The 23,181-nt window shown below is 69.3% G+C and carries 23 protein-coding genes; 7 read left to right on the forward strand and 16 right to left on the reverse strand.

Annotation, left to right across the window (positions count from 1 at the left end; translation table 11 throughout):
- The first annotated feature begins 22 nt into the window (after window positions 1-22).
- The gene (locus ACFXHE_RS35415) at window positions 23-229 is read left to right on the forward strand and encodes a hypothetical protein (protein WP_379389017.1); all 207 of its coding nucleotides are present in this window, start codon (window positions 23-25) and stop codon (window positions 227-229) included.
- 418 nt (window positions 230-647) lie between these two features.
- Complete coding sequence (locus ACFXHE_RS35420; protein ID WP_379389018.1) at window positions 648-1,046, forward strand: hypothetical protein; 399 nt, start codon at window positions 648-650, stop codon at window positions 1,044-1,046.
- A 131-nt stretch (window positions 1,047-1,177) separates the two neighbouring features.
- Here ACFXHE_RS35420 and ACFXHE_RS35425 read toward each other — a convergent pair whose 3' ends face one another.
- The 4 genes from ACFXHE_RS35425 to ACFXHE_RS35440 all read right to left on the reverse strand — a co-directional run bounded on the left by ACFXHE_RS35425 (window position 1,178) and on the right by ACFXHE_RS35440 (window position 5,764).
- Window positions 1,178-2,389, reverse strand: coding sequence for a serine hydrolase domain-containing protein (locus tag ACFXHE_RS35425; RefSeq protein ID WP_379389019.1), 1,212 nt, complete (start codon window positions 2,387-2,389; stop codon window positions 1,178-1,180).
- A gap of 78 nt (window positions 2,390-2,467) precedes the next feature.
- Window positions 2,468-4,849 carry an ATP-binding cassette domain-containing protein gene (locus ACFXHE_RS35430; protein WP_379389020.1) on the reverse strand — a complete coding sequence of 794 codons (2,382 nt, stop codon included), beginning with the start codon at window positions 4,847-4,849 and terminating at the stop codon, window positions 2,468-2,470.
- Window positions 4,850-4,895: 46 nt separating this feature from the next.
- Window positions 4,896-5,309 (reverse strand): VOC family protein, encoded by a 414-nt coding sequence (locus ACFXHE_RS35435; protein ID WP_379389021.1) that lies wholly within the window; start codon window positions 5,307-5,309, stop codon window positions 4,896-4,898.
- Window positions 5,310-5,314: 5 nt separating this feature from the next.
- Window positions 5,315-5,764, reverse strand: a complete 450-nt coding sequence (locus tag ACFXHE_RS35440) for a helix-turn-helix transcriptional regulator (protein ID WP_357000421.1) — start codon at window positions 5,762-5,764, stop codon at window positions 5,315-5,317.
- A 199-nt stretch (window positions 5,765-5,963) separates the two neighbouring features.
- On the opposite strand from ACFXHE_RS35440, the gene ACFXHE_RS35445 reads away from it, so the two are divergent.
- Entirely contained in the window at window positions 5,964-6,983 is a 1,020-nt protein-coding gene (locus ACFXHE_RS35445) for an alpha/beta hydrolase (RefSeq protein ID WP_379389022.1), read from the forward strand.
- A gap of 63 nt (window positions 6,984-7,046) precedes the next feature.
- Here the strand turns inward: ACFXHE_RS35445 and ACFXHE_RS35450 are convergent, their stop codons facing one another.
- From ACFXHE_RS35450 to ACFXHE_RS35490, 9 genes are all read right to left on the reverse strand, one after another.
- Window positions 7,047-7,946, reverse strand: a complete 900-nt coding sequence (locus tag ACFXHE_RS35450; protein WP_379389023.1) for a GNAT family N-acetyltransferase — start codon at window positions 7,944-7,946, stop codon at window positions 7,047-7,049.
- A gap of 59 nt (window positions 7,947-8,005) precedes the next feature.
- Window positions 8,006-9,115 (reverse strand): PrsW family intramembrane metalloprotease, encoded by a 1,110-nt coding sequence (locus tag ACFXHE_RS35455; RefSeq protein ID WP_379389024.1) that lies wholly within the window; start codon window positions 9,113-9,115, stop codon window positions 8,006-8,008.
- A 70-nt stretch (window positions 9,116-9,185) separates the two neighbouring features.
- Window positions 9,186-9,755 (reverse strand): hypothetical protein, encoded by a 570-nt coding sequence (locus ACFXHE_RS35460; protein ID WP_379389025.1) that lies wholly within the window; start codon window positions 9,753-9,755, stop codon window positions 9,186-9,188.
- A 175-nt stretch (window positions 9,756-9,930) separates the two neighbouring features.
- Window positions 9,931-11,007: a polyprenyl synthetase family protein gene (locus tag ACFXHE_RS35465; protein ID WP_379389026.1), complete on the reverse strand. Its 1,077-nt coding sequence runs from the start codon at window positions 11,005-11,007 to the stop codon at window positions 9,931-9,933.
- A complete protein-coding gene (ispG, locus tag ACFXHE_RS35470; RefSeq protein ID WP_379389027.1) occupies window positions 11,004-12,125 on the reverse strand; it encodes a flavodoxin-dependent (E)-4-hydroxy-3-methylbut-2-enyl-diphosphate synthase in 1,122 nt (373 codons plus the stop codon). Before ispG ends, ACFXHE_RS35465 begins: the two co-directional genes overlap by 4 nt.
- On the reverse strand, window positions 12,122-13,114 hold the full coding sequence (gene ispH / locus ACFXHE_RS35475) for a 4-hydroxy-3-methylbut-2-enyl diphosphate reductase (protein WP_379389028.1): 993 nt from the start codon (window positions 13,112-13,114) through the stop codon (window positions 12,122-12,124). The genes ispG and ispH overlap by 4 nt, the downstream gene beginning before the upstream one ends.
- 13 nt (window positions 13,115-13,127) lie before the next feature.
- A complete protein-coding gene (locus tag ACFXHE_RS35480) occupies window positions 13,128-14,153 on the reverse strand; it encodes a polyprenyl synthetase family protein (RefSeq protein ID WP_379389029.1) in 1,026 nt (341 codons plus the stop codon).
- 496 nt (window positions 14,154-14,649) lie between these two features.
- Complete coding sequence (locus tag ACFXHE_RS35485) at window positions 14,650-15,732, reverse strand: polyprenyl synthetase family protein (protein ID WP_379389030.1); 1,083 nt, start codon at window positions 15,730-15,732, stop codon at window positions 14,650-14,652.
- 497 nt (window positions 15,733-16,229) lie between these two features.
- Window positions 16,230-17,078, reverse strand: a complete 849-nt coding sequence (locus ACFXHE_RS35490) for a lysophospholipid acyltransferase family protein (RefSeq protein WP_379389031.1) — start codon at window positions 17,076-17,078, stop codon at window positions 16,230-16,232.
- Between the two features lie 396 nt (window positions 17,079-17,474).
- Here ACFXHE_RS35490 and ACFXHE_RS35495 point away from each other — a divergent pair, with 396 nt between their 5' ends.
- Window positions 17,475-17,642, forward strand: coding sequence for a hypothetical protein (locus tag ACFXHE_RS35495; protein ID WP_379389032.1), 168 nt, complete (start codon window positions 17,475-17,477; stop codon window positions 17,640-17,642).
- Window positions 17,643-17,778: 136 nt separating this feature from the next.
- Here ACFXHE_RS35495 and ACFXHE_RS35500 read toward each other — a convergent pair whose 3' ends face one another.
- Both ACFXHE_RS35500 and ACFXHE_RS35505 read right to left on the reverse strand, forming a co-directional pair.
- Window positions 17,779-18,546: an ABC transporter permease gene (locus tag ACFXHE_RS35500; protein ID WP_379389033.1), complete on the reverse strand. Its 768-nt coding sequence runs from the start codon at window positions 18,544-18,546 to the stop codon at window positions 17,779-17,781.
- Window positions 18,546-19,496: an ATP-binding cassette domain-containing protein gene (locus tag ACFXHE_RS35505; protein WP_379389034.1), complete on the reverse strand. Its 951-nt coding sequence runs from the start codon at window positions 19,494-19,496 to the stop codon at window positions 18,546-18,548. Before ACFXHE_RS35505 ends, ACFXHE_RS35500 begins: the two co-directional genes overlap by 1 nt.
- Window positions 19,497-19,600: 104 nt before the next feature.
- On the opposite strand from ACFXHE_RS35505, the gene ACFXHE_RS35510 reads away from it, so the two are divergent.
- Window positions 19,601-20,332, forward strand: a complete 732-nt coding sequence (locus ACFXHE_RS35510; RefSeq protein WP_379389035.1) for a TetR/AcrR family transcriptional regulator — start codon at window positions 19,601-19,603, stop codon at window positions 20,330-20,332.
- 214 nt (window positions 20,333-20,546) lie between these two features.
- Window positions 20,547-20,828, forward strand: a complete 282-nt coding sequence (locus tag ACFXHE_RS35515) for a hypothetical protein (RefSeq protein ID WP_379389036.1) — start codon at window positions 20,547-20,549, stop codon at window positions 20,826-20,828.
- Here the strand turns inward: ACFXHE_RS35515 and ACFXHE_RS35520 are convergent.
- On the reverse strand, window positions 20,794-22,050 hold the full coding sequence (locus ACFXHE_RS35520) for an MFS transporter (protein WP_379389061.1): 1,257 nt from the start codon (window positions 22,048-22,050) through the stop codon (window positions 20,794-20,796). The genes ACFXHE_RS35515 and ACFXHE_RS35520 overlap by 35 nt on opposite strands.
- 203 nt (window positions 22,051-22,253) lie before the next feature.
- Here ACFXHE_RS35520 and ACFXHE_RS35525 point away from each other — a divergent pair, with 203 nt between their 5' ends.
- Entirely contained in the window at window positions 22,254-23,159 is a 906-nt protein-coding gene (locus ACFXHE_RS35525) for a LysR family transcriptional regulator (protein ID WP_379389037.1), read from the forward strand.
- The last annotated feature ends 22 nt before the right edge of the window (window positions 23,160-23,181 follow it).

The raw sequence follows: 23,181 nt of genomic DNA on the forward strand, positions 1-23,181 counted from the left end.
CTGTTCCGGCGGCCGGGGCGCGATGGACCTGGAGGAGAGTTCCCCAGCAGGCAGCCTTCCTCGCTTACGGCACCACCACCTGCAGCGATTGCTCGCGCACGACGCCCGCACCGGCGACGGCCTGTTCGACCTGTCGGAAATCACCTCATGGCCGGCGTTGGCCGGCACGAGTACCGCAATCTCTGCCGTCGCCGGGTTGCTCTCGACGACAAGGACCTTGCTGGGCTGAGCCTCTGGGGTTGGCGTCAGCGTGAATTCTGTTGCAGAGTGCGGGAATTGGCTCATGATGATCCTTCGCAGGCGGGTCCCCGACCGTCGAATCCGCAGCGTTTCTCGCGCCGAGGAATCCTGGAATTCGAGGCACGCGGCCTGGTCTGGGCCCGGTAATCCAATCGCTGGGCCAGCCGCCGGATCCTCTGGGCCTGCCGGCGGGAACGCTGGCCCGCCGGGGGCCTGCACATCGAATCGGACCGAGAAGTCCGCCGCAGACCTCGCCAAGTGGGCTGTCTCCTGCACCCACAGGTCCGGACTGCTGCTCAGCGGCAGATACCGGCGTTGCCGAAGGGGTCCGAATGACTCTATGCGACGCCCGGTCGCGGGCGAAGAATGAAACATGACCCGTGAAGGTTCCGAGGTAAGAGGCCATCATGTCCCAAACCCATGAGCTTGTCGAAAGCCTGAACATCAAGAGCAGTCTCACCAGTCAGCAACTCGCCTGCGGCGTGGATGCCCTGCTGGAATGCGAGGAGGCTGTCACGGCGTGTGCGGCAGGAATGTTGTCCGAACCGACCATGGGGCCGATGATCTCGGCCGATCTGGACTGCGCGGACGTCGTGGCGGCCACGCGCAGACTGCTGACCCGGCACACCGGGCCGGATACCGCTGTGCTCAGTGCACAGCTCGAAGCGTGCCTGCTGGCGTGCGAGCGCAGCAGTCAGTTCTGCGGCAACTTCGCCGAGCGGCACGAACACTGTCGCATCTGCAGCCAGGCCACTCGGCGTTGCGTCGAGACGAGCAGAGAACTCCTGCACGCACTCCATCGTTGAGAGGGACCACGAGGCCATCGACTCTCTGAGACGCCGACGCGGGCTGTGGACCCGCCTGGCCGGCGCGGAGAAGGTTGGCGCTGGCCTGCTCGACGCCGCCGTTTTATCTATCAGCTTCAGGAAACGCAGCACTAGCCGACCAAGGCCCCGTAGACCCCGGTCAGGAAGTCGTCGCCGAGCGGGCTGCGCCACTCGGCGGCGATGATGATGTTGGCGGACTGCACGAAAAGCAGTGTCACCAGATCCTTTTCGGGGTCCGCGTACCAGGCGGTGCCCAGGCCGCCCGGCCAGGACAGGGTGCCGACGCTCGGGATACCTCTGCCGGGTTCGGTCTGCATCTTCACGCCGTAGCCGAACCCCTGATCGGCCCAGATGGCCTGGCCCAGCGGCGGATTGAAGGGGGCGGCCGCGTGCTGTTCGGGGGTGAGGTGGTCCCGGCTCAGCGCGGCAACCGTTTCGGCCGACAGGATCCGGACCCCGTCCAGCTCACCGCCATTGAGCAGCATGCGGGCGAAGCGCGCGTAATCGTCCACGGTGGACACCAGGCCCGCGCCGCCGGAGGGGAACAGCGGCTCCTCGCCCCACGCGGTGGTGGCGGGCCGGTCGAGTTCGGTGCGGTCGGGGCCGTACAGCACGCTCAGGCGGTCGCGCTCCGATTCGGGCACCGTGAATCCGGTGTCCGCCATGCCCAGCGGCGTCAGGACCCGTTCGCGCAGCACGGTTTCCAGCGGCTGCCCGGTCACCCGGCTGATCAGGATGCCGAGGATGTCGGAGGCGGTGTGATAGCGCCACACCGTGCCGGGCTGCGCGATGAGCGGCAGCTCGCCGACCCGGCGCAGCCACTCGTCCGGTGCCAGCCGTTCGGCGTTCGCGACGCCGATGGCGCTCGCGATGGGATCGGCGGTGAGCGCGAACAATTGCGGTGCGAGGCTGGAGCGGCCCCAGCCCAGGCCCAGCCGGTAGGTGAGCAGATCCTCCACCGTGATCGGGCGCTCGGCGGGCACCACGTCCGCGGGCGAGCCGTCCGGGTCGCGCATGACGGTGCGGCCGGCCAGTTCCGGCAGCCAGGCGTCCACCGGATCCGACAGCGCGATGCGGCCCTCGTCCACCAGGGTCAGCGCCGCTACCGCGGTGATCGGCTTGGTCATGGAGGCGATGCGGAAGAGGGTGTCGCGCCGCATCGGCTGCCCGGCCGCCCGATCCCGCCAGCCCACCGTGTCCACCTGCACCAGTTCGCCGTGCCGGTAGATCGCGGCCACCGCGCCGGCCACCTCGTCCCGCTCGACGTACCCGTCGAGCACCTCGCTCACCTTCTTCAGCCCCTCGGCCGAAAACCCGTTCACCGCAATCGCTCCCTTCCGTCGACAGCCGGGATCAACCGCCGACGGCCGCCGATATTCCCGGCGGGGTTCGGGTAGTTCTCAGACACCCACGTATGCGGCGAGGTGCTGACCGGTCAGCGTCGAGCGAGCGGCCACCAGATCGGCGGGGGTGCCCTCGAAGACGATCCGGCCGCCGTCGTGACCCGCACCCGGTCCCAAATCGACGATCCAGTCGGCATGCGCCATGACGGCCTGGTGATGCTCGATGACTATGACCGATTTGCCGGAATCCACCAGGCGGTCCAGCAATCCGAGCAGATGCTCGACATCGGCCAGGTGCAGACCGGTGGTGGGCTCGTCGAGCACGTACACGCCGCCCTTGTCCCCCATGTGGGTGGCCAGCTTCAGCCGCTGCCGCTCACCGCCGGACAGCGTGGTCAGCGGCTGCCCCAGGCTCAGGTAGCCGAGGCCGACATCGTGGAGGTGCTGCAGGATCTTGTGCGCGGCAGGGATTTTCGCCTCCCCGTCCGCGAAGAACCCGAGCGCCTCGCTGATCGGCATGGCCAGCACCTCGCTGATATCCCTCCCGCCGAGCTGGTATTCGAGCACCGCCGCCTGGAAACGCTTGCCCTCGCACTCCTCACACACGGTGGCCACGCCGGCCATCATGGCCAGGTCGGTGTAGATCACGCCCGCGCCGTTGCAGGTCGGGCACGCACCCTCCGAATTCGCGCTGAACAGAGCGGGTTTCACGCCATTGGCCCTGGCGAACGCCTTGCGGATCGGCTCGAGCAGGCCGGTGTAGGTGGCCGGATTGCTGCGCCGCGAACCCTTGATCGCGCCCTGGTCGATGGACACCACGCCCTCACCGGCCGGAATCGACCCGTGCACCAGCGAGCTCTTGCCCGAGCCCGCGACACCGGTGATGACCACCAGCACGCCCAGCGGGATGTCGACATCCACCTTCTGCAGGTTGTTGGCCGTCGCGCCGCGGATCTCCAACGCCGCCTTGGACTTCCGGACCGCATCCTTGAGCGCGGCCCGGTCGTCGAAGTGGCGTCCGGTGATGGTGCCGCTGCTGCGCAGCCCGTCGACGGTGCCCTCGAAGCAGATCTCGCCGCCGCCGGAACCCGCGCCGGGGCCGATGTCCACGATGTGGTCGGCGATGGTGATGGTCTCGGGCTTGTGCTCGACCACCAGCACGGTATTGCCCTTGTCCCGCAACCGCAGCAGCAGATCGTTCATGCGCTGGATGTCGTGCGGGTGCAGGCCGACGGTCGGCTCGTCGAAGACATAGGTGACATCGGTGAGCGCCGAACCCAGATGCCGAATCATCTTGACGCGCTGCGCCTCACCGCCCGACAGCGTGCCCGAGGCACGGTCCAGGCTCAGATAGCCCAGCCCGATCTCGACGAACGAGTCCAGCACCTGCTGCAGCGATTCCAGCAGCGGCGCGACCGACGGCTCGTTCAGCTCGCGCACCCAGTCGGCCAGATCGCTGATCTGCATGGCGCAGGCGTCGGCGATGCTGATCTCGCGGATCTTCGAGGACCGGGCCAGTTCGCTGAGCCGGGTGCCGTCGCAGTCGGGGCAGATCTGGAAGGTGACCGCGCGCTCGACGAACGCGCGCACGTGCGGCTGCAGCGAGTCGATGTCCTTGGACAGCATGGACTTTCGGATCTTGGGGATCAGGCCCTCGTAGGTCAGGTTGATGCCCTCGACCTTGATCTTGGTCGGTTCCCGGTAGAGCAGGTCGGCGAGCTCGCGCTTGTTGTACTTCTTGATCGGCTTGTCCGGGTCGAAGTAGCCGCTGCCGATGAAGATCCGCCCGTACCAGCCGTCCATGCTGTAGCCGGGAATGGTGAACGGGCCTTCGTTCAGCGACTTGCCGTCGTCGTAGAGCTGGGTCAGATCGATGTCGTTGACCGCGCCGCGCCCCTCACAGCGCGGGCACATGCCGCCGGTCACCGAGAAGCTGCGCCGCTCCTTGACCTGCTTGCCGCCCTTCTCCACGGTCACCGCGCCCGCACCGCTGATGGAGGCGACATTGAACGAGAAGGCCTGCGGCGAGCCGATATGCGGCTGCCCGAGGCGGCTGAACAGGATGCGCAGCATGGCATTGGCGTCGGTGGCGGTGCCGACGGTGGAGCGCGGATCCCCGCCCATGCGTTGCTGATCCACGCTGATGGCGGTGGTCAGGCCGTCGAGCACGTCCACCTCGGGACGGGCCAGCGTCGGCATGAACCCCTGCACGAAGGCGCTGTAGGTCTCGTTGATCAGCCGCTGGGATTCGGCGGCGATGGTGTCGAAGACCAGCGAGCTCTTGCCCGAACCGGATACGCCCGTGAACACCGTGAGCCGGCGCTTGGGCAGATCGACGGAGACGTCCTTGAGGTTGTTCACCCGCGCGCCGACCACCCGGATCAGGTCGTGGGCGTCGGCGGCGGGCAGGGCGGGCTGCGGGGACTTGCTCGGGGCCATGCGTGTCTCCATCTGTGCGGGCGTACCGGTGGGGCGGAAGAGCGGGTCAGGAAGCCTGCTGGATACGAACCAGATTGCCCGCGGGGTCGCGCACGGCGAAGTCACGCACGCCGTAGGGCTGATCGGTCGGCTCCTGGACGATCTCGACCGCGTCGCTGGCCTGCAGCTTCTCGAAGGCGGCATCGACGTCCGCGGAGGCCAGCAGGATGCCGCCGTAGGTGCCCTTGGCCATCATCTCCACGATGAGCTTGCGCTCGTCCTCGGTGATGCCCGGATCCACGGCCGGCGGGTGCAGCACGATGGAGGTCCCGGGCTGATCGGCCGGGCCGACCGTGAGCCAGCGCAGCCCGTTGTAGCCGACATCCTTGCGGAGTTCGAAGCCGAGCGCATCGCGGTAGAAGGCCAGCGCGGCATCGGCGTCATTGTGCGGGAGGAAACTCGCTGAAATGGTGATATCCATGGCGATCAGGCTAGTTGCGGAGCGCTTGCCTGGGCTTCTCGATTCCTGATCGGTCGGGTCACCTGCTTCTCGACGCAGGAGGGCATGCCCTCGGGGGCATCGGCCATCTGCTGTTTGTACACGCTGGGCGGCACCCCGACCAGCTCGGTGAAGCGGGTGCTGAAGGTGCCCAGCGAGGAGCAGCCGACCGCGAAGCAGATCTCGGTGACGCTCAGGTCCCCGCGCCGCAGCAACGCCATGGCCCGCTCTATGCGCCGCGTCATCAGGTAGGCGTACACCGATTCGCCGTAGGCGGCCCGGAACTGCCGGCTCAGATGCCCGGCGGAGATGTGCGCGTCGCGGGCGAGGGCCTCGACATCCAGCGGCTGCGCGTACTCGCGGTCGATGCGGTCCCGAACGCGCCGCAGCCGCGCCAGATCGCGCAGCCGCTGTTCCTCGTCGGGTTTGCCGGTCACCTCTCGATGGTCGCACGCTGGGCGAATACTGTCGCGACGGCGTACCCGGCGATTTGGGGCTACCCTGCAAACGTTTTGTCAGGTAACAGTTTTGCCTTGACACAAGACATAGCGTGTCGGGGGAACCGGATCGGCCGGGGCCCCGGCACGGATCGACGATGAGGCCGAGCGTGGCCCGAGGACTGGAATCAGCTGTTCGATGAAGCTCTCTGCACTACGTAATAGGACCGCCCTGCGGACCGCCGCCGTCGCGCTCACCGCCGCGTTGTCCGTGGCCCTGGCCACCGGCACCGGCTCGGCCGACCCGGACAAGCCGTCGGCCATCAGCTCCATCCAGAAGGATGGACGGACCTGGCATCTGAAGGTCTACTCCGCCGCCATGGGCCAGGACATCCCCGTGGACGTGCAGCGTCCGGCCGACGAGTCGCAGGCCGCGCCGAACCTGTACATGCTCAACGGCCTCGACGGCGGCCTGGGCACCGCCAGTTGGAACGCCCAGACCAATGCCCTCGGCTTCCTGGCCGACAAGCAGGTCAATGTGATCCAGCCGATCGGTGGCCGCGGCAGCTACTACACCGACTGGATCAAGGACGACCCGCAGCTCGGGCGCAACAAGTGGACGACGTTCTTCACCCAGGAACTGCCGCCGCTGCTCGATGCCGCGCTCGGGTCCACCGGCCTCAATGCCCTGGCCGGCCTGTCCACCTCCGGCACCTCGGTGCTGCAGCTGGCCGAGGCCCAGCCCGGTCTGTGGAAGTCGGTGGCCGCCTACAGCGGGTGCGCGCAGATCGCCGACCCGATGGGCAAGCAGTTCCTCAAGTTCGCCGTGGAGACCTGGGCGGGCGGCAAGACCGAGAACATGTACGGTCCCGACAACAGCCCGCTGTGGACCGCCAACGACCCGGTCATCAATGCCGAGAAGCTGCGTGGCACCCAGCTCTACATCTCCAGCGGCAGCGGCATCCCGTTGATGAAGGACGTCGAGTACTACACCAAGTCCGCTCCCGGCCCGCAGGGTGACATCAACCTGGCGCTGGGCATGATCATCGAGGGCGGCGTCAACGCCTGCACCCACAACCTCAAGGACAAGCTGGACTCGATCAATATCCCGGCGACCTACCAGTTCGACCCGGTGGGCACCCACTACTGGCCGTACTGGGAGACCGCCCTGCACGACTCGTGGCCGCTGCTGGCCTCGGGTATGGGCCTTCCCGCCTGAGTCACAGTTCGCGAGCGCCGCATGCCGTCGATCGGCATGCGGCGCTGCTGTTTTCCGGGGTTGCTACCGCTTGTCCGGGCCCGCCACCGGGGTGGCGGGGTCGGGGACGCTCATCGGTGAGCGGGCGATACGGCCGCCCAGGCGTTCGTTGACCGTGAAGCCGTGGTGGCGGCACCAGGCGGCGAGGATGGGGACCGCGGAGTCGTCGTCGCGGAAGGTCGGCACCAGCTGGCCGACGATGTAGAGGTGGTGGGCGTCGGCGGCGCGGCACAGGTGCTGCAGGACCGCGGTGCCCAGGCCGGTGCCGCGCAGTTCCGGATTCACCGTGATGTTGTCGAGCTTGATGGTGTCGGCGTAGATGTCGAACACCACCTCGACCAGCGGGTCGGCGCGGCGCAGGGATCCGATGTCGAAGGGCACCGGTCTCAGCACGCCGGGCAGGTGGTCGGACAGCCGTTGCCGCGCGGCCTCGTCGGGGGCGGTGCGCGCGAGGGCCAGCACCTCCTCGGTGAGGTCGGCGACCACGGTGCGGTCGCCGACCGCGGCCATGGGCCGGGCCGCCTCGGTGGCGCGGGCCAGGGCGGGCAGGCGGCGGGCCCAGTGCGGGGCGTCGTCGCCGTAGCGCAGGGTCAGGTCGGCGAGGGTGTCCTCGAGGCAGAAGGGCGCGCCGAGGCTGCGCACGAAGGCGCCCGACAGCACGCCCCAGCGGTGGTCCTCGGCGCCGACGCCGTGCACGGCCAGCTCGCGGACCAGGGCGTCGCGACGGGCGGTGGCGCGGGCGACCGGGGAGCCGGGCAGCTGCTGCAGCCAGCGTTGCCAGCCGGTCAGATTGGCGCGAATGCGGGTGGTGGCGATATCAGCGCTCGCGTCGAGATAGTTGCACAGCGCTTGCTGTCTGCGTTCCAACAGCTCCTTCGCCCGCTCTCGCCCGGGCTCGATGGGCGGCGTCCGACCCTCACTCATACTGACTCACGCTAGCGTCCAGTTGACTATGCACTGGTCACCGGCACGCAGAAACTGCGCTACCAGCCGGAACGCGCACCCGCGCCACCGGGGATGCCGCCCGGCCCGGGCCCGTACCCCTGGGGCAGCGGAGTTTGCTGTGGCGCAACCGAATCCAGATCCGTGACCCGGTTCAGCAGCCCGCGCTCGTAGGCCAGGGCCTGGTTGCGCGACCATCCGGTCGAATGACGCAGCGCGGCACGGGCTTTGCGGCGGCGGTGGTAGGTGAGCAGGGGCGCCAGCCCGGCCTCGGTGCCGATGGCGCGGGCGGCCGGGCGGGCGATGAGCGCCCGGAACCAGCGCCGCTCGGTGGTCAGCACCCAGGCGTAGGCGATGGCGAAGATGACCAGGTCGATGAGGATGGGCAGGTAGGTCGACAGCAGCGGCGGACCGGGCGGGCGCGGGGCGTCGAAGAGGACGTGCATGGTGACGGCCAGCCCGTAGAACAGCGCGAAAACGCCCAGCCGCCAGGCCCACGACCGGTCGGTACGGCTGATCATCAGCACGATGCCGACACCGGCCAGCGCCGACATGGCCCAGTGTGAGGTCAGTGCGGTGAAAAGTCGCAGCACCGCCACCAGGATCACGTCCACCACCGGATCCTGCGGGGAGGACAGCGCGGTCTGGGTGCTGTAGAGGCAGTCCTCGGCGATCTGCGCGCCCAGCCCGACCGCCGCGCCGAGCAGCAGGCCGTGCATGGGCCGGGTCAGCCGGCCCCGGAACAGCAGCGCGACCACGGCGATGCCGATGGCCTTGATGTACTCCTCGTCGATGGGCGCGGTGATGGCGGCGCTCCAATTGACGGCGAAGCGGTCGCCGAACAGGTTGGTGATGGCGCGGCTGACGTGGTCGTTGGCCCACATGGCCAGCCCGGTCCACGCCGTGGCGCCCCAGATCGCGCCCATCACCATGGGGGCGACCAGGTGGCGGCGGGCCCGGAAGGGGTCCAGCGCGAACAGGATTCGCCCGATGACCAGCAGGGTGAGGGCGGTGACGGGCAAGGCGGCCAGGGCGGCCGGGCCCGCGAACCACACCTGCCCGGCGGCCTGCAGCACGAACAGCAGCGGCCCGGCCATCACAGCCACGCAGTACACCCAGAACAGCAGTGACCGCGGCTGGAACCAGCTCATGCCGCATCCTTTCCGGCCTGAGCGGAGCCCTCCATGGTTACGCTGCGCTTCCGCCTCCGGGCTTGACCGCTCATGCCTCGACCGCCTTGCTCGAGTTCAGCACGTCCGCGATCATCCGGAGTCCGGCTTCGCGGGTGGTTCCCGTGGCCGTGACGGTCACGCCCACGTCCCCGCTGCTGGCCACCGCGCACACTCCGCCGGTGGTGTCGGGCAGCACGCAGGTGAGCCCGTGGAAGTCGCCGACATCCACCGCTCCCCCGTCGAAGCGCACGGTGACCCCGGCCGCGCGCAGCGGGAGCAGCATGCGCGGGGCGGCGGTGGCGAAGTCGGTGATGCCGTCGACCACCGACACCGACACTCGCTGGTCGCCGCTGTCGGAGGTCAGGACGGCGATGGATTCGTCGCCGGTAGCCCGCCGCCGCATCTGCTCGGGCGCCAGGAAGACCATGGCGTTGGCCGGATTCGCGGCGCCGTGCACGGCGCCGATCCCGGTCGCGATGATCTTGATACTGGTCCCCGCCGCCACCTCGGTCTCGCGAACCGGTACCGCCGATGACAGCAGGGGCGGCACCACGAGGGCGACCGCCAGCGCCCCCACCGCCCCGATCGCGGGGACTACCGAATGCACAAGGCGCACCATGCTTTCCACCCTCTCGGCTCCCTGAGGCAACGCCGGGGAGGGCGGATGCGTTCCGGACGCCCGGGTCGGGGTCCGGGCAGTCGCCCGCCCGGCGCTTGCCGCGAGTTAACCACACCGGCGGGCGCGATCGGGGTCGCAGCGCCGGGCGGGAGCCGGGGTGTGATCGGGAGCGCGGCTAGGAGGTGCGCCCGATGACGGCGTCGGCGATGCTGCGCAGCCCGGACACCGCGGCGGGCGGGAACGGGGCGTGGGCGAGGGTCCGCTGCACGAGCAGCCAGCGCTCACGGATCATCCGTTCCACCGTGGGACGCGCTGTGGCGCTGAGGATCTCGCGACAGAGTTCGGCCCCGTGCAGGTCCAGTCCGGCATTGCCGACCAGGGCGTCGAGCTGGGCGCGCTGCTCGGGGCACGCGTGTCGCAGGGCGAGTGCGAGCAGCGCGGTGTGCTTGCCCTCGCGGAGGTCGTCGATGTTGGATTTGCCGGTCTCCGCCGGGTCACCGTAGACCCCGAGCAGGTCGTCCTGGAGCTGGAACGCCTCGCCCAAAGGCCGCCCGTAGGACGAGAGCGCCCGCGCCACGTCGGGCCCGGCCCCGGCCAGCGCGGCGCCCAGTTGGAGCGGCCGTTCCACGGTATAGGCCGCCGTTTTGTACCGGATGATCTCGAGCGCCCGGTCCAGGTCGCGGGTGGGGCGGCCGGTGGTGAGCAGGTCGAGATACTGGCCGTAGTTCACCTCGGTGCGCATGGCGTCGAGAATCGGTGCGGCAGCGGCATTCTGGGCCGCCGAGAGGCCCGCCGTGTGCAGCAGTTCCTGCGACCACACCAGCCCGAAGTCGCCGATGAGCAGGGCGGCGTGGGTGCCGAAGCGCGCGGCGGCCGGGCGGTCGCCGCGGGCGCCCTCGGCCACGGCCCGGTGCACGGTGGGCCGGTCGCGGCGGGTGGCGCTGTCGTCGATGATGTCGTCGTGGATCAGTACGGCGGCGTGGAACAGTTCGACCGCCGCGGCCACCCGGACCACGGAGTCGGGCAGCTCACCGCCCCCGCCCGCGTACCAGCCGAGCACGCAGAACAGCGGCCGGATCCGTTTGCCGCCCGCGAACAGGAACGCGCGCACCGCGTCGACCACGTCGGGGGGCAGTCCGGCGGTGGCCGCGGATTCGGCCTTGTCGCCGAGGAATTCGTAGAGCGCGGCCTCCACCCGCACCCGGATGGCGGTGCGGTCCAGCGAGGATAGGGCGATCGCGGGCGTACTCACAGGGTGTCCTCCGATCCGGCGTTCTCGGTGAGGGCGACTGCTTCGGCGAGCAGCGCCTCGACGATCTGGTGTTCGGCCACGGTCCGCACCACGCGGCCGCGAACGAAGATCTGCCCCTTGCCATTTCCCGACGAGACTCCCAGATCGGCCTCGCGTGACTCGCCGGGCCCGTTCACCACGCAGCCCATGACGGCGACGCGCAGCGGATACGGGAACCCGTCGAAGGCGGCCTCCACACGCTGGGCGAGGCGGTGGATGTCGACCTGGACCCGCCCGCAGCCCGGACACGACACGATCTCGAGCTGCCGGGGGCGCATTCCCAGCGATTGCAGAATGTGGTTGCCCGCCTTGACCTGTTCGACCGGGGAGGCGGAGACGGAGACGCGGATGGTGTCGCCGATGCCGTCCGCGAGCAGGATCCCGAAGGCCACCGCGGATTTGACGGTGCCCTGCAACAGCGGCCCGGCCTCGGTGACGCCGCCGAGGTGGATGGGATAGTCACAGCGCCGGGCCAGCAGCCGGTTGGCGGCGATCATGGTGCGCGGATCATGGTGTTTCACCGCAATTTTCAGGTCGGTGAAGCCGTGCTCCTCGAACAGGGCGGCCTCGTGCAGCGCCGAGTCGACCGGCGCGGCGGCGGTGGCGGACCCGTGCTTGCTGAGCATGCGCGGGTCCAGCGATCCCGCGTTCACCCCGACCCTGATCGGAATGCCTGCTGCCGCAGCGGCTTTCGCGATCTCGCCGACCCGGTCGTCGAACTGCTCGATATTGCCGGGGTTGACCCGGACGGCCGCGCAGCCGGCGTCGATGGCCGCGAACACGTACCGCGGCTGGAAGTGGATGTCGGCGATGATCGGCAGCGGCGACCTGCGGACCAGGGCGGGCAGGGCGGCGGCATCATCCGGGGTGGGCACCGCGACCCGCACGATGTCGCAGCCCGCGGCGGTCACCTCCGCGATCTGTCGCAGAGTGGCGTCGATATCGCGGGCGGGGGTGGTGGTCATGGTCTGGACCGGGATCGGCGCGCCCCCGCCCACGGGGATGCGGCCGATCCGGATGCGGCGGGTGCGGCAGCGCACCGGTGGCGCCGCGGCGAGGTCGAGCCGGGTGGTGGTCATGGCCGCCTCCGCATCGCGGCGGGGGCGGCGAAGACGACGCGCTCGCGGGCTATCTCGTATTCGCGCACGGTGACCGGGCCCCACCAGCGCAGCGCGTCGATCACCGCGTCCACCAGGGCGGGCGGCGCGGAGGCTCCGGCCGAGAGCCCGATCACCCGGGTGGGCTCGATCCACGCGCCGTCGATGTCGCCGCCGTCGTCGATGAGATGCGCCGCGATCCCCTGCCGCCGTGCGACTTCCACCATGCGTTGTGAGTTGGACGAGTTGGCGGAGCCGACCACCAGGAACAGGTCGCTGCGCGCGGCGACCGCCTCGACGGCGGCCTGCCGGTTGGTGCTGGCGTAGCAGATGTCCGCGCTCGCGGGGCCGTGTAATCGTGGGAAGCGTTGCCGCAGTGCGGCAATGGTGTCGCGGGTCTCCTCCACCGAGAGCGTCGTCTGGGTCAGGAAGGACACCCGGTCGGGATCGGGCACGACCAGCGCGGCCACCGCGGCCGGGCCGTCCACGATGACCGTGGACTCCGGGGCCTCCCCCGCGGTGCCCTCGACCTCCTCGTGCCCGGCGTGCCCGATGAGCACCACGGTGTCGCCGCGTGCCGCGAAACGCTGTGCCTCCGAATGCACCTTGCTCACCAGGGGGCAGGTGGCGTCGACGACGGTCAGCAGGCGTTCGCGGGCATGCTCGCGCACAGCGGGCGAAACGCCGTGCGCGGAGAACACCACGGTGGACCCCACCGGCACCTCGTCGAGCTCCTCGACGAAGATCGCGCCGCGCGCGGCCAGATCCCGGACCACGTGGGTGTTGTGCACGATCTGCTTGCGCACGTAGACGGGCGCGGTGCGGCCCGGCGCGGCGAGCAGCCGCTCGACCGTCACGATGGCGCGCTCCACCCCCGCGCAGAACGAGCGCGGGGCGGCCAGCAGCACGGTGCGCCGGCGCTGCTTCGGAAGCCGCTCCAGTACCGAACCGGCACAGGTGTTCTCGTTCACGACCTCTCCTTTGTCACTTGTTCCGATGGTCGACGAGCTGAGCGAGGGTGCGGAGATCGCCGCACCCGGGCCGGTCCGGCAGTGCGGCCACCGCCGCGCGCATGCGCTGCTGCGCCAGTCTTACGGCGCCGCGCCGACCGCCCGCCTGCTCGACGAGCGTTGTGGCGCTGCCGATCTCGTCGGCCGAGGGCGGGGTGGTCGTATCGAAGAACCGCATCAGCGCCCGCCCGGCCTCGGTGCCGGACTCCAGCGCCAGCACGATCGGCAGTGATCGCTTGCGCCGGGCCAGATCCCCGGCGGGCTTGCCGCTGTGCGCGGGATCGCCCCAGATGCCGAGGATGTCGTCGCTCGCCTGGAACGCCACCCCGAGGTTCCGCCCGAAATGCTCGAAAACGGCGACGGTTTCGGCATTCGCTCCCGCGCTCAGCGCGCCGAGCGCGCACGCGCAGCCGAGCAGCGCGCCGGTCTTGCCCATCGCCATCCGCTCCCACCCGGCGGCGGTGGCCTGGGCGGCCCCGGCGTGGCAGTCCTCGTGCTGGCCGCGGCACATCTCGGTGACCGTGGTCTCGAGCCGGTCGATGGCGGCGACGGCAGCGGCCGGGGGCAGTACCGTCGCAAGGACATTCACCGCCAGCGCGTGCAGGGCGTCGCCGAGCAGCACGGCGTCCGGGACGCCCCAGACCTTCCAGACGGTGGGACGGCCGTGGCGCACCGCGTCGAGATCCATGACATCGTCGTGGAGCAGGGTGAAATTGTGGATCAGCTCGACCGCGGCGGCCGCGCCGGCGGCCTCGGCGGGGACGCTGTCGCAGGCGAGAGCGGCGGAGGTGACCAGTGCGGGCCGGAGCATCTTGCCGGACGCGCCGCGGGTGGCGGCGCCGTGCTCGTCGCACCAGCCGAAGTGGTATCCGGCCATACGCTGGATGGGTTGCGGCAGGGACAGCACCGCCTCGCGCAGCACCGGTTCGAGCACGGTGCGGGCGCGAGCCAGAATCTCGGCGGGGCGGTGCACGGGGGGAACGAAAGCGGTCACGGTCATGGAGACGCTTCTTTCGGTGCGCGAAGGGAATTCGGCTCACACGGTCGGCGTGGGCGTGACAACTCACCGAGGACGCCGACCGATCCTCGAGTTCAGCCGCGCGCTCGAGAACAACCACCGGATTGTGTAACTCGCCGTCGAATTCGGCCTCCTTGCATACGAGACCGGGTCCGCGCCGAATCGGTGCCGGAATGGGCTTGGGCGCACAGCAGCTGGCAGCCGTGTCCGTTCAGCTCCTCTCCACTCCAGATCTGTTGTCCCTGTTGCTTTTCCATCAATCACATGTCCTGCGCCCACCGGCGTTGTCCGGATGGGATTCAGGCGTGCGGAAATGGCAGTAGAAATTGGCTAGCTGAAACGGCTGCATTCTCGGCCCCAGGTACTGAAATGGGAATCCGTGCGCGACAGGCGATTACGAAGCTGCGATATTCTGCGACCGATCGGGCTCCCGAAATTCGGGGCACTGCGGATACGCTGACATCATCGAATTCTACCCTCAGCCGTCGGTATTGGTGAGGTGTTCGGCGAGTGCGCGCAATACCTGCCGGGCCGGCGCGGGCACGTGCATATCGTCAACCGCGTCCAGCGCCTGCTCGCGACGCAGGGCGACCACCTGCTCGATCTCCTCGCGCGCGCCCACCTCGGTCATGATGTCCCGGCACAGCGTGGCCCCGCGCACGTCCAAGCCCGGATTGCCCAGTAGCGCACGCAACTCCACGGCGGTGGCGCCCACCGCCCGGCCCAGCGCGGAGGCGACCAGCGCGGTGTGCCGGCCGTCGCGCAGATCCTCGAGCCGGGAATCGGTACCGGCCCGGTCACCGAAGACCCGGTGCAGATCCTCGGTCAGATGCACTGCCTCCCCCAGCGCGCGAGCGTAGACCGACAGTGCCGCCTGGGCATTCTCGTCGGCCCCGGCAAGGCGGGCGCCCAGCTGCAGCGGCCGTTCGCAGGTGTAGCCGACGGTCTTGTAGCGCACGATCTCCAGGGCGCGTTCCAGGTCGGCGACCGGATCACCGGCCGCGCGCACATCCAGGTACTGCCCGTAGACGACCTCCATGCGCATGGCCGACATGACCGCGCTGGCGGCCGCGCGCTGCCGGGCGCTCAGATGTGCCGAGAACAGCAGCTCGTCCGACCAGGCCAGGGCCAGATCGCCGAGCAGGACCGCGGCCTGCCGGCCGAAGCGCTCCCGATCCGGCTTGTGCGCGAAGCGGGCCGCCATGGCGCAGGACATGGTGGGGAAGCCGCGCCGGGTGAGCCGGCGTTCGATGACATCGCGGTGGATGAGCACTGCGGCGTGCTGCAGCTCCAGCGCCGCGGCCACCCGCACGATGGCCATGGGCAGCCGATCGCTGCCACCGGCGGCGAACCAGCCGAGCACACACAGCAGCGGGCGAATCCGCTTGCCGCCGCGGCAGACGAACGAGTGCAGGGCATCCACCAGGTCGGTCGGTAGCCGCTCGCGGTCCGCTACCCGCGCTTTCTCGGACAGGAAACCCTCGAGGACAGCGTCCACCCGGTCGCGCACCCCGGTCATGTCGTGGGGAACGGTCCATTCGGCGCACACGGGCTCGGCCATGTCGACACACCTCTCCTGGCATCGGATTTCGATCGCGGGACGCGGGGCCGGGCGGTCTCAGTATGAGCAGCCCCCGGCTTCGCCGCGAACGGCCTTGGGCCACAGGCCGCCTCGTGCCCTCGGAAATCCCCCGAAACCTGTTACCCCGACCATGTTCCGACTACTCCCTGCGCGCAATCGAATCCACGCGATGTCGCTGTGAGCTCTGTGATCAATCCATGTGGTCGAAAATGATGTACGCCAATGCGTTTCAGCGCTGCGCCGGAAGTGCGCAGACCCAATCCCGTTAGTCTTCAGCCAATGAGCGAAACGTGACCTGAACCGAGAAAAGTGTAATACGCACGATCGCCGACGGTAAAGCGTTACCGCTCAGCATCGTCGCCGACACACCCGGACGCGGGACGCGAATGCCGCGTGCGACGTGGAGATTCGCACCCGGCATCCGACTCTGGCTCATACGACGAAATCCGCTGTCCCCCTATAGCAGATCGGTCCGGCTACAGCAGATCGGCCAGGCCCTTCAGCGGCCCGGGCAGTCCGGCCACATGCTTCTTGATCCCGGCGGCCACCGGGTTCGGCGTCTCGGCACGCAGCCGGTCCAGCTCGGTCTGCATGGTCCGGACGGACCGGGTGTAGTACTCGTCGACCAGGTCGGCGTCTTCCGAATCGCCCGGCTCGACCGACCAGTCCAGTGCGGGCAGGAAGCTGACGGTCACCGAGGCGGGCAGCGGCAACTGCGGCAGAATCGGCGCGACGCCGAACGGCAGGCCGAGAGTGTACGGAAACACCTTGGCGCGCACCAGCTTGTCGAGCTGCAGTAGCCGTGCGGTGCGCTCACCGCGGCTGAGCACGAAGACGGAGTCGTGGCCGCCGTTGGCGACTGCGGGGATCACCGGCACACCCATTTCGAGGGCGAGCCGCACAAAGCCCTTGCGCTCGGCGAAGTCGATCTTGCCGCGATCGGTCCACGGACGGCACGCCTCCCAGTCGCCGCCGGGGTACACCATGACCGCGCCACCGTCCTTGAGCCCCTTGGCCGCCGACTCGCGCGAGGCCGCGATAACGCCGAACTGGCGCAGGCTGTCGCCGAGAATCGGTGCGCGCAAAAGGATGTCGTGCGCGACGCCGTAGCTGGGCTCGTCCGGGCGGCGTTCCAGCATGGCCATGAAGGTGATCCACACCTCGGGGGCCCAGTAGATGGACGAGTGGTTGCCGATGACCAGGGCCGGGCCGGACGCCGGCAGATTCTCCAGCCCGGTGACCGTCGGGGTGAAGTAGTCGGTGTAGGCCCGCGCCAGGGGCAGCAGCGGGTGGTTCGGGTCGGGAATTACCTTGGTTTCGGTCATGAGCCATTCCTGTCGGTTGCCATGCCGGGGACGGGCGGCACGCAACGACGCCCCACGTCGTCGAACAACGTCGAGCCGAATTGAATTGCCCCCGGGTCACATCCCCATTGATAGCTCCGACGGCCGCGCATGCGCGGTCCGGTTTCGCGTACGGACGTCGCTGCGTTGCGACAGATGCCCGTCACCGTCCTCCTGCCCCACCGACGTTATCAAACCCAAGCGTTTGCTTGGTAGAGAGTGTGCGAATCCCAACATTCATCCGATTCAGGACGAAATCCTTACGCGGCGGTGCTTGCCCGGCGGCGCAATCGGATCGACCATGGCGGGAGTGCCCCGGACGCGACGTTCACAGCGAGGGCGATTCGGGTCACGGCGATTCGGAAGGATGTGCCGATCATGGTGACGATAGCTGGCCCGGCCGACCACCTGGGGGCGATCCTGTTGGCCACGGGCTCGGTACCGGACCAGGTTCCGGACTACAGCCGCACCGAGATCTGGATCGGCTCGGCCATCTTGCTGCTCACTTTGGTGGCAGTGCTGGTCGCGGTGCTGCGCCGGCGCTAGGCGGCGCGCGATCCCTGATGCCCGGCAAACCGTGCAGGGCACCGAGATCCTCGGTGCCCTGCTTTTCGTTCCGTCAGGCCGGAAGCGGACATACGGAATTTTCATGCCAAGATGCGCATATCCGCGTATACATATCTCAGTGCGCCTTCCGGCGACGGAACAACGCGCCCGCGCCCAGATAGCCGATCAGGGCGATGCCCGCACACCAGGCCAGTGCGGTCGGCGCGGAGTCCCCCACCGGCGTATCCATGAGCAGCCCGCGCACCGTCTCGGCGATCGAGGTGACCGGCTGATGCTGGGCGAAGCCGCGCAGCCAGCTCGGCAGCGTGTGGGTCGGCACGAACGCGCTGCTGACGTACGGCAGGAACATGAAGATGAACATGAAGCCGTTGGCCGCTTCGGGATTGGAGGCCAGCAGGCCCAGGGCGGCGGCCGACCAGGACAGCGCCAGCACGAAGCACGCCAGCATGCCGGCCACCGCGAGCCAGCGCAGCGGATCCGCGGTCGGGCGGAAGCCGAGCGCCACCGCCACCAGCACCACCACCCCGGTGGTGAGCAGATTGCGCAGCACGCTCTCCAGCACGTGCCCGGTCAGGACCGCACTGCGGGAGACCGCCATGGCCCGGAACCGGTCCACGATGCCGCTGTGCAGGTCGGTGGCCACCGCCACGGCCGTGGCGCCCGAGCCGAAACCCGTGCACAGCAGCAGGATTCCGGGCACCACATAGTCGATGTAGGAGCCGCCGACATTCATCGCGCCGCCGAAGACGTAGACGAACATCAGCAGGATGGTCACCGGCACCGCGATGGTCATGATCATGGTGTCCGGGCTGCGCAGGGTGTGGCGCAGATTGCGCCCGACCATGGTGGCGGAGTCCTGGACCGAGTGCACGAGAGTGCCCATCACGCAGCGCCTTTCACGGTGGCGCTGGTCAGCGCGAAGAAGACATCGTCGAGATCCGGTGTGTGGATGGCCAATTCGCCGATGGCCACGGCATGGTCGTCGAGATGGTCGAGCAGCTTGCGGATATCGCCGACACTTCCGTCCGAGGGCACCCGCAGCGCCAGCTGCTCGGTATCCGGTTCGGTCCCGGGCAGGGCCCGCACCGCTGCCGCCAGGCCGTGCTCGTCGGCGAAACCGAGTCGCAGGTGGCCGCCCGGCGCCAGCCGTTTCAGCTCCGCCGCGCTGCCCTCGGCGACAATGCGCCCGGCGTCGAGAACCGCTATGCGGTCGGCCAATTGGTCGGCCTCCTCCAGGTACTGAGTGGTGAGGAAGATGGTCACGCCGTCGGCGACCAGACCCCGGATCACCCGCCACAGCTCGCGGCGGCTGCGCGGATCCAGGCCGGTGGTGGGCTCGTCGAGGAACACGATGCGCGGCCGCCCCATCAGGCTCATGGCGATGTCGAGGCGACGGCGCATACCGCCGGAATAAGACCCCGCGCGCTTGCCCGCGGCATCGGTGAGATCGAACTGCTCCAGCAATCGTGCTGTGCGCCTGCCGGTTTCGCTGGACCCCAGACGCAGCAACCGCCCCATGAGGCGCAGATTCTCGGCGCCGGTGAGGATCTCGTCCACCGCCGCGAACTGCCCGGTGACGCCGATGGCCGCGCGCACCCCGTCCGGCTCGCGCACCGGATCGTGGCCGCCCACCCGCACCTGTCCCCCATCGGGCCGGTTCAGCGTGGTGAGGATGCGCACCACGGTGGTCTTGCCCGCGCCGTTCGGGCCGAGCAGGGCGAACACCGTGCCGGCGGGCACGGTCACATCGATGCCGCGCAGCACGGGTTGATCACCGAAGGATTTGGTGAGCCCGGTGACCGCGATGGCGGGTTCGGGTCTGGATGCGCTCATAGAGGGACTCCGATCAGAAACTGTTTATGTCGTACACTTTGTTTATAGGCTACACAGTTTCCGGGATGGCGCAAGATGGAGGCGGAACGACGACAGGAGGTCAGATGAACGGGCCCGACGAACGAGTCCTGCCCAAGGCGGTGAAGCTGCTGTGGGATCTGGACGACGCGGGCAGCCGTGGACCCAAGCGCGGGCTGAGCCTCGATCAGATCCTGGACACCGCCGTGCGGGTCGCCGACGCCGAGGGCTACGCCGCGCTGTCCATGGCCCGGGTCGCCAAGGAGCTCGGGTTCACCACGATGTCGCTCTACCGATACGTCGACAGCAAGGACACCCTCGTAGAGCTGCTGCACGATCGCATCTTCGATGTGACCCCGGACCTGCCGGCCGACGGCTGGCGCGCCGGGCTGGAAGCCTGGGCCTGGGCCGAATTCCACGCCATCCGCGCCCACGACTGGTGGCTGGACATCCCCATGACCTCGCCCCCGCTGGGCCCGAACAATATGGCCTGGCTCGAGGCGGGCATGCGCGTGCTATCCGGTCTCGACCTCGCCGAACCGCTCAAACTGCAACTGCTGGTGAACCTTTCGATCTATGTCATCGGCCGCACCCGCTTCCTGCGGGACACCATCGAGCAGGACAAACAGGACCAGGACTTCACCGCCATCCTGACCGCGGTGCTCGACCCCGGGCGCTTCCCCATCGTCAGTGCCGCCCTCGCCAACCGCGCCTTCGACACCGACGACATGCACTGGGAAGAAGCCGATTTCAGCTTCGCCCTGGATCGGCTGCTGGACGGTTACCAGGTCTTCATCGACAGCCACACCGGAGCCTGATTCCGGTCACTGCCGGATTGCGCTGGGCTGGAACGGCACAGGCCCGTGTCAACCGTGCGTAAACATCGTGCAAATGGACCCGCTACCGCTTGACCGGCCCCGAGCCGAACCCGACCATGGCCTCATGAGGCCCGCACGGCCGGTGCGGGCGGCTCGCGTTACGACGCGATGAGAGATAGACGCATCGTCGTCCTGCTGCGAGGAGGTGAGGGGCATGGCCGTTGTCGCGTGGGCACGTTCCACCACCGCCCTCCCCACGCTGGCGGCCGGGGCGATGGTTCTCGTCCTGGCCGGGCTGACCACTGCCTTCGTCTACCTCGCGGTGCCCGCCGTGGCCGGTCCGGCCGAGCGCCCGCCCGCGCCGATCGAGGTCCACACCGATCCTCCGGCGGTCCCGCCGGCGTGCACCGAGGTCACCGAGGACAGCCCGAATCCGGCGTGCGCGGACACCGATACCGACATCAGCGCCGATCCCGCACCGGCCGACCAGCCGTGACCAGCGAGACCAGCAGCAGCGCCGCGAGCACGAAAAGCGCTGCCACACAGGCCACCAGGCCGGCCCAGCCGCCGGCCGCGTAAGCGATCCCGGCCGCGCTGCCGACCACCGCACTGCCCAGGTAGTACGCGAACATGTAGAGAGAGGATGCCGCGCCGCGATTTTCGGCCAGCGTGCCCACCCACGCGCTGGCCGTGGTGTGCGCGGCGAAGAACCCGGTGGTGAACAGCAGGATGCCGATCAGCACCGTGGTCAGGTGATCGGGGATGGTGATCAGCGCACCGAGGGCCATCAATGCCACCGCGGCGGTGAGGACCCGCGCATGGCCGCGACGATCGGCGAGCCTGCCGGTGTACGCCGAGGCGACCGTCCCGGCGAGGTACAGCACGAACACCGATCCGGCCAGGGCCGCGGGCAATTCGAAAGGACGATGGGTCAGGCGGTAGCCCAGGAAGTTGTAGACCGACACGAAGCTGCCCATCAGCAGGAAGGCCAGACCGAAGAGCGCGATCAGGCCGCGATGCCGCAGTTGCGCCGTGAGATCGCCGACCATGGTGCCGAAACCGGCCGGACGCGCGGCGAATCCGCGCGAGGGCGGCAGGGTGCACGCGAACCAGACCGTGCACGCCGCGGCGGCCAGCGAGACCGCCAGCTCCGCCCAGCGCCACGAGGTCAGCCCGAGGGCGAGCGAGGGAATCAACCGGCCCGCCAGCCCGCCGATGGTGGTCCCGGCGATATAGATGCCCATGGCCGCGCCAAGTCCGGCCGCCCCGATCTCCTCGGCCAGATACGCCATGGCCACCGCGGGCACGCCCGCCAGCGAAACGCCCTGCACGGCCCGCACCGCCAGCAGGGTGTCGAGGGTCGGGCACAGCGGCAGCAGCAGACCCAGCGCCGAGGCCACCACCGCCGAGCCGATCATCACCCGGGTGCGGCCGATCCGCGCCGACAGCGCACCCGCCGGAATGATGGCCAGCGCAAGAAAACCCGTGGTCAGTGAGACGGCGAGGGCCGCGTGCGCGGGCGGGACCGCGAAGGCGGCCGACAGGCTCGGCAGCAGCGACTGGGTGGAGTACATGGCCGCGAACGTGGTCAGCCCGGCTGCGAAAAGGGCTGCGGTGACCCGCTTCTCGTGTGCGCGCCTCGGCCGGCCGGGCCCGGCGGTACTGGTCGGCCCCAGTGTGGCCACGCTGGTCGGCTCCAGCGTGGCCACGCTGGTCAGCTTCTGCGCTGCCGTACCGATCGATTGCGGTGTCGCCGTACCGGTCGGCCCTGACGCGGTGGTGCTGGTGGTCCCTTGCACGGTAGTCATCGGATCCTCTCGGTACGGGGGTGCGGGATCCAGGGTGCGACGCTGACACTTAGAACGGAAATGCATGATTATGGGAGTACTCATACTCTGCCGACATATAGCGAGGAGGCGGCGTGCTCGGCTCGGATCTGGAGTGGTTCACGACACTCGCCGAAACGGAGAATGTCAGCGCGGCCGCCGACCGGCTGCACCTGGCGCAGCCCACGCTGTCGCGCATGCTCGCCCGGCTCGAGCAGCGGCTCGGCACCCCGCTGTTCGACCGGCACGGCAAACGCATCCGGCTCAACGAGTGCGGCCGCCTCTACTACGAGCACGCCCGCCGCGCCCGCGCCGAACTGCACGCCGGGGAGCAGGCCGTCGCCGACCGCATCAATCCGGCCAAGGGAGTGGTCCGGCTGTCGTTCCTGCATTCCTTCGGCGGCCGGCTGGCCCCGCAGCTGATCGGCGAATTCCGGCGCGGCTCGGGGCGGGTCGGCTTCACGCTGTATCAGGGCGCGGCCGAGGTCATCACCCGGCAGGTGCTCGACGGCGAGGCCGATCTGGCGCTGGTGTCGCCGCGCCCCGGCGAGCCCGGCATCGGGTGGCGCACCCTGCTGAATCAGCCGCTGGTCCTGGCCGTTCCGGCCGACCACCGGCTGGCCGCCCCTTCCGGCAAGAGCGGGCAGCGGCCGATCCGGCTGGCCGAGCTGGCCGACGCCGAATTCATCACCATGCATCCGGGATTCGGCATGCGGCGGATCTTCGACGAACTGTGCGCGGCGGCCGGGATCCGGCCGCGCATCGTCTTCGAGTCCAGCGATCTGGTGACGGTCTCCGGACTGGTGGCGGCCGGGCTCGGCGTCGCGTTGGTGCCCGCCGAGGAACCGATGCCGCCGGGGCTGGCCGTCGTCCCGCTCGCCGACGCGGGCGCGTCCCGCGATGTCGGATTGATCTGGTCGGCGACCGCCACGCCGTCGGAGGCGGTGCGGCGGTTCCGCGATTTCGCCGCCGACTGGGCGGCCCGCCGCCACCCCCGGTGAATGCGCGCGCTGTTACGGTGGC

The sequence above is a fragment of the Nocardia sp. NPDC059229 genome (assembly GCF_042754165.1).
Lineage (GTDB): Bacteria > Actinomycetota > Actinomycetes > Mycobacteriales > Mycobacteriaceae > Nocardia.

What these genes read in the sequence shown, in the direction of transcription:
- ACFXHE_RS35415 (WP_379389017.1), top strand. Translation starts at nt 23, where the DNA reads ATGGACCTGGAGGAGAGTTCCCCAGCAGGCAGCCTTCCTCGCTTACGG.
- ACFXHE_RS35420 (WP_379389018.1), top strand. Translation starts at nt 648, where the DNA reads ATGTCCCAAACCCATGAGCTTGTCGAAAGCCTGAACATCAAGAGCAGT.
- ACFXHE_RS35430 (WP_379389020.1), bottom strand. Translation starts at nt 4,849, where the DNA reads ATGGCCCCGAGCAAGTCCCCGCAGCCCGCCCTGCCCGCCGCCGACGCC.
- ACFXHE_RS35435 (WP_379389021.1), bottom strand. Translation starts at nt 5,309, where the DNA reads ATGGATATCACCATTTCAGCGAGTTTCCTCCCGCACAATGACGCCGAT.
- ACFXHE_RS35445 (WP_379389022.1), top strand. Translation starts at nt 5,964, where the DNA reads ATGAAGCTCTCTGCACTACGTAATAGGACCGCCCTGCGGACCGCCGCC.
- ACFXHE_RS35450 (WP_379389023.1), bottom strand. Translation starts at nt 7,946, where the DNA reads ATGAGTGAGGGTCGGACGCCGCCCATCGAGCCCGGGCGAGAGCGGGCG.
- ACFXHE_RS35455 (WP_379389024.1), bottom strand. Translation starts at nt 9,115, where the DNA reads ATGAGCTGGTTCCAGCCGCGGTCACTGCTGTTCTGGGTGTACTGCGTG.
- ACFXHE_RS35460 (WP_379389025.1), bottom strand. Translation starts at nt 9,755, where the DNA reads ATGGTGCGCCTTGTGCATTCGGTAGTCCCCGCGATCGGGGCGGTGGGG.
- ispG (WP_379389027.1), bottom strand. Translation starts at nt 12,125, where the DNA reads ATGACCACCACCCGGCTCGACCTCGCCGCGGCGCCACCGGTGCGCTGC.
- ACFXHE_RS35480 (WP_379389029.1), bottom strand. Translation starts at nt 14,153, where the DNA reads ATGACCGTGACCGCTTTCGTTCCCCCCGTGCACCGCCCCGCCGAGATT.
- ACFXHE_RS35485 (WP_379389030.1), bottom strand. Translation starts at nt 15,732, where the DNA reads ATGGCCGAGCCCGTGTGCGCCGAATGGACCGTTCCCCACGACATGACC.
- ACFXHE_RS35490 (WP_379389031.1), bottom strand. Translation starts at nt 17,078, where the DNA reads ATGACCGAAACCAAGGTAATTCCCGACCCGAACCACCCGCTGCTGCCC.
- ACFXHE_RS35495 (WP_379389032.1), top strand. Translation starts at nt 17,475, where the DNA reads ATGGTGACGATAGCTGGCCCGGCCGACCACCTGGGGGCGATCCTGTTG.
- ACFXHE_RS35500 (WP_379389033.1), bottom strand. Translation starts at nt 18,546, where the DNA reads ATGGGCACTCTCGTGCACTCGGTCCAGGACTCCGCCACCATGGTCGGG.
- ACFXHE_RS35505 (WP_379389034.1), bottom strand. Translation starts at nt 19,496, where the DNA reads ATGAGCGCATCCAGACCCGAACCCGCCATCGCGGTCACCGGGCTCACC.
- ACFXHE_RS35510 (WP_379389035.1), top strand. Translation starts at nt 19,601, where the DNA reads ATGAACGGGCCCGACGAACGAGTCCTGCCCAAGGCGGTGAAGCTGCTG.
- ACFXHE_RS35515 (WP_379389036.1), top strand. Translation starts at nt 20,547, where the DNA reads ATGGCCGTTGTCGCGTGGGCACGTTCCACCACCGCCCTCCCCACGCTG.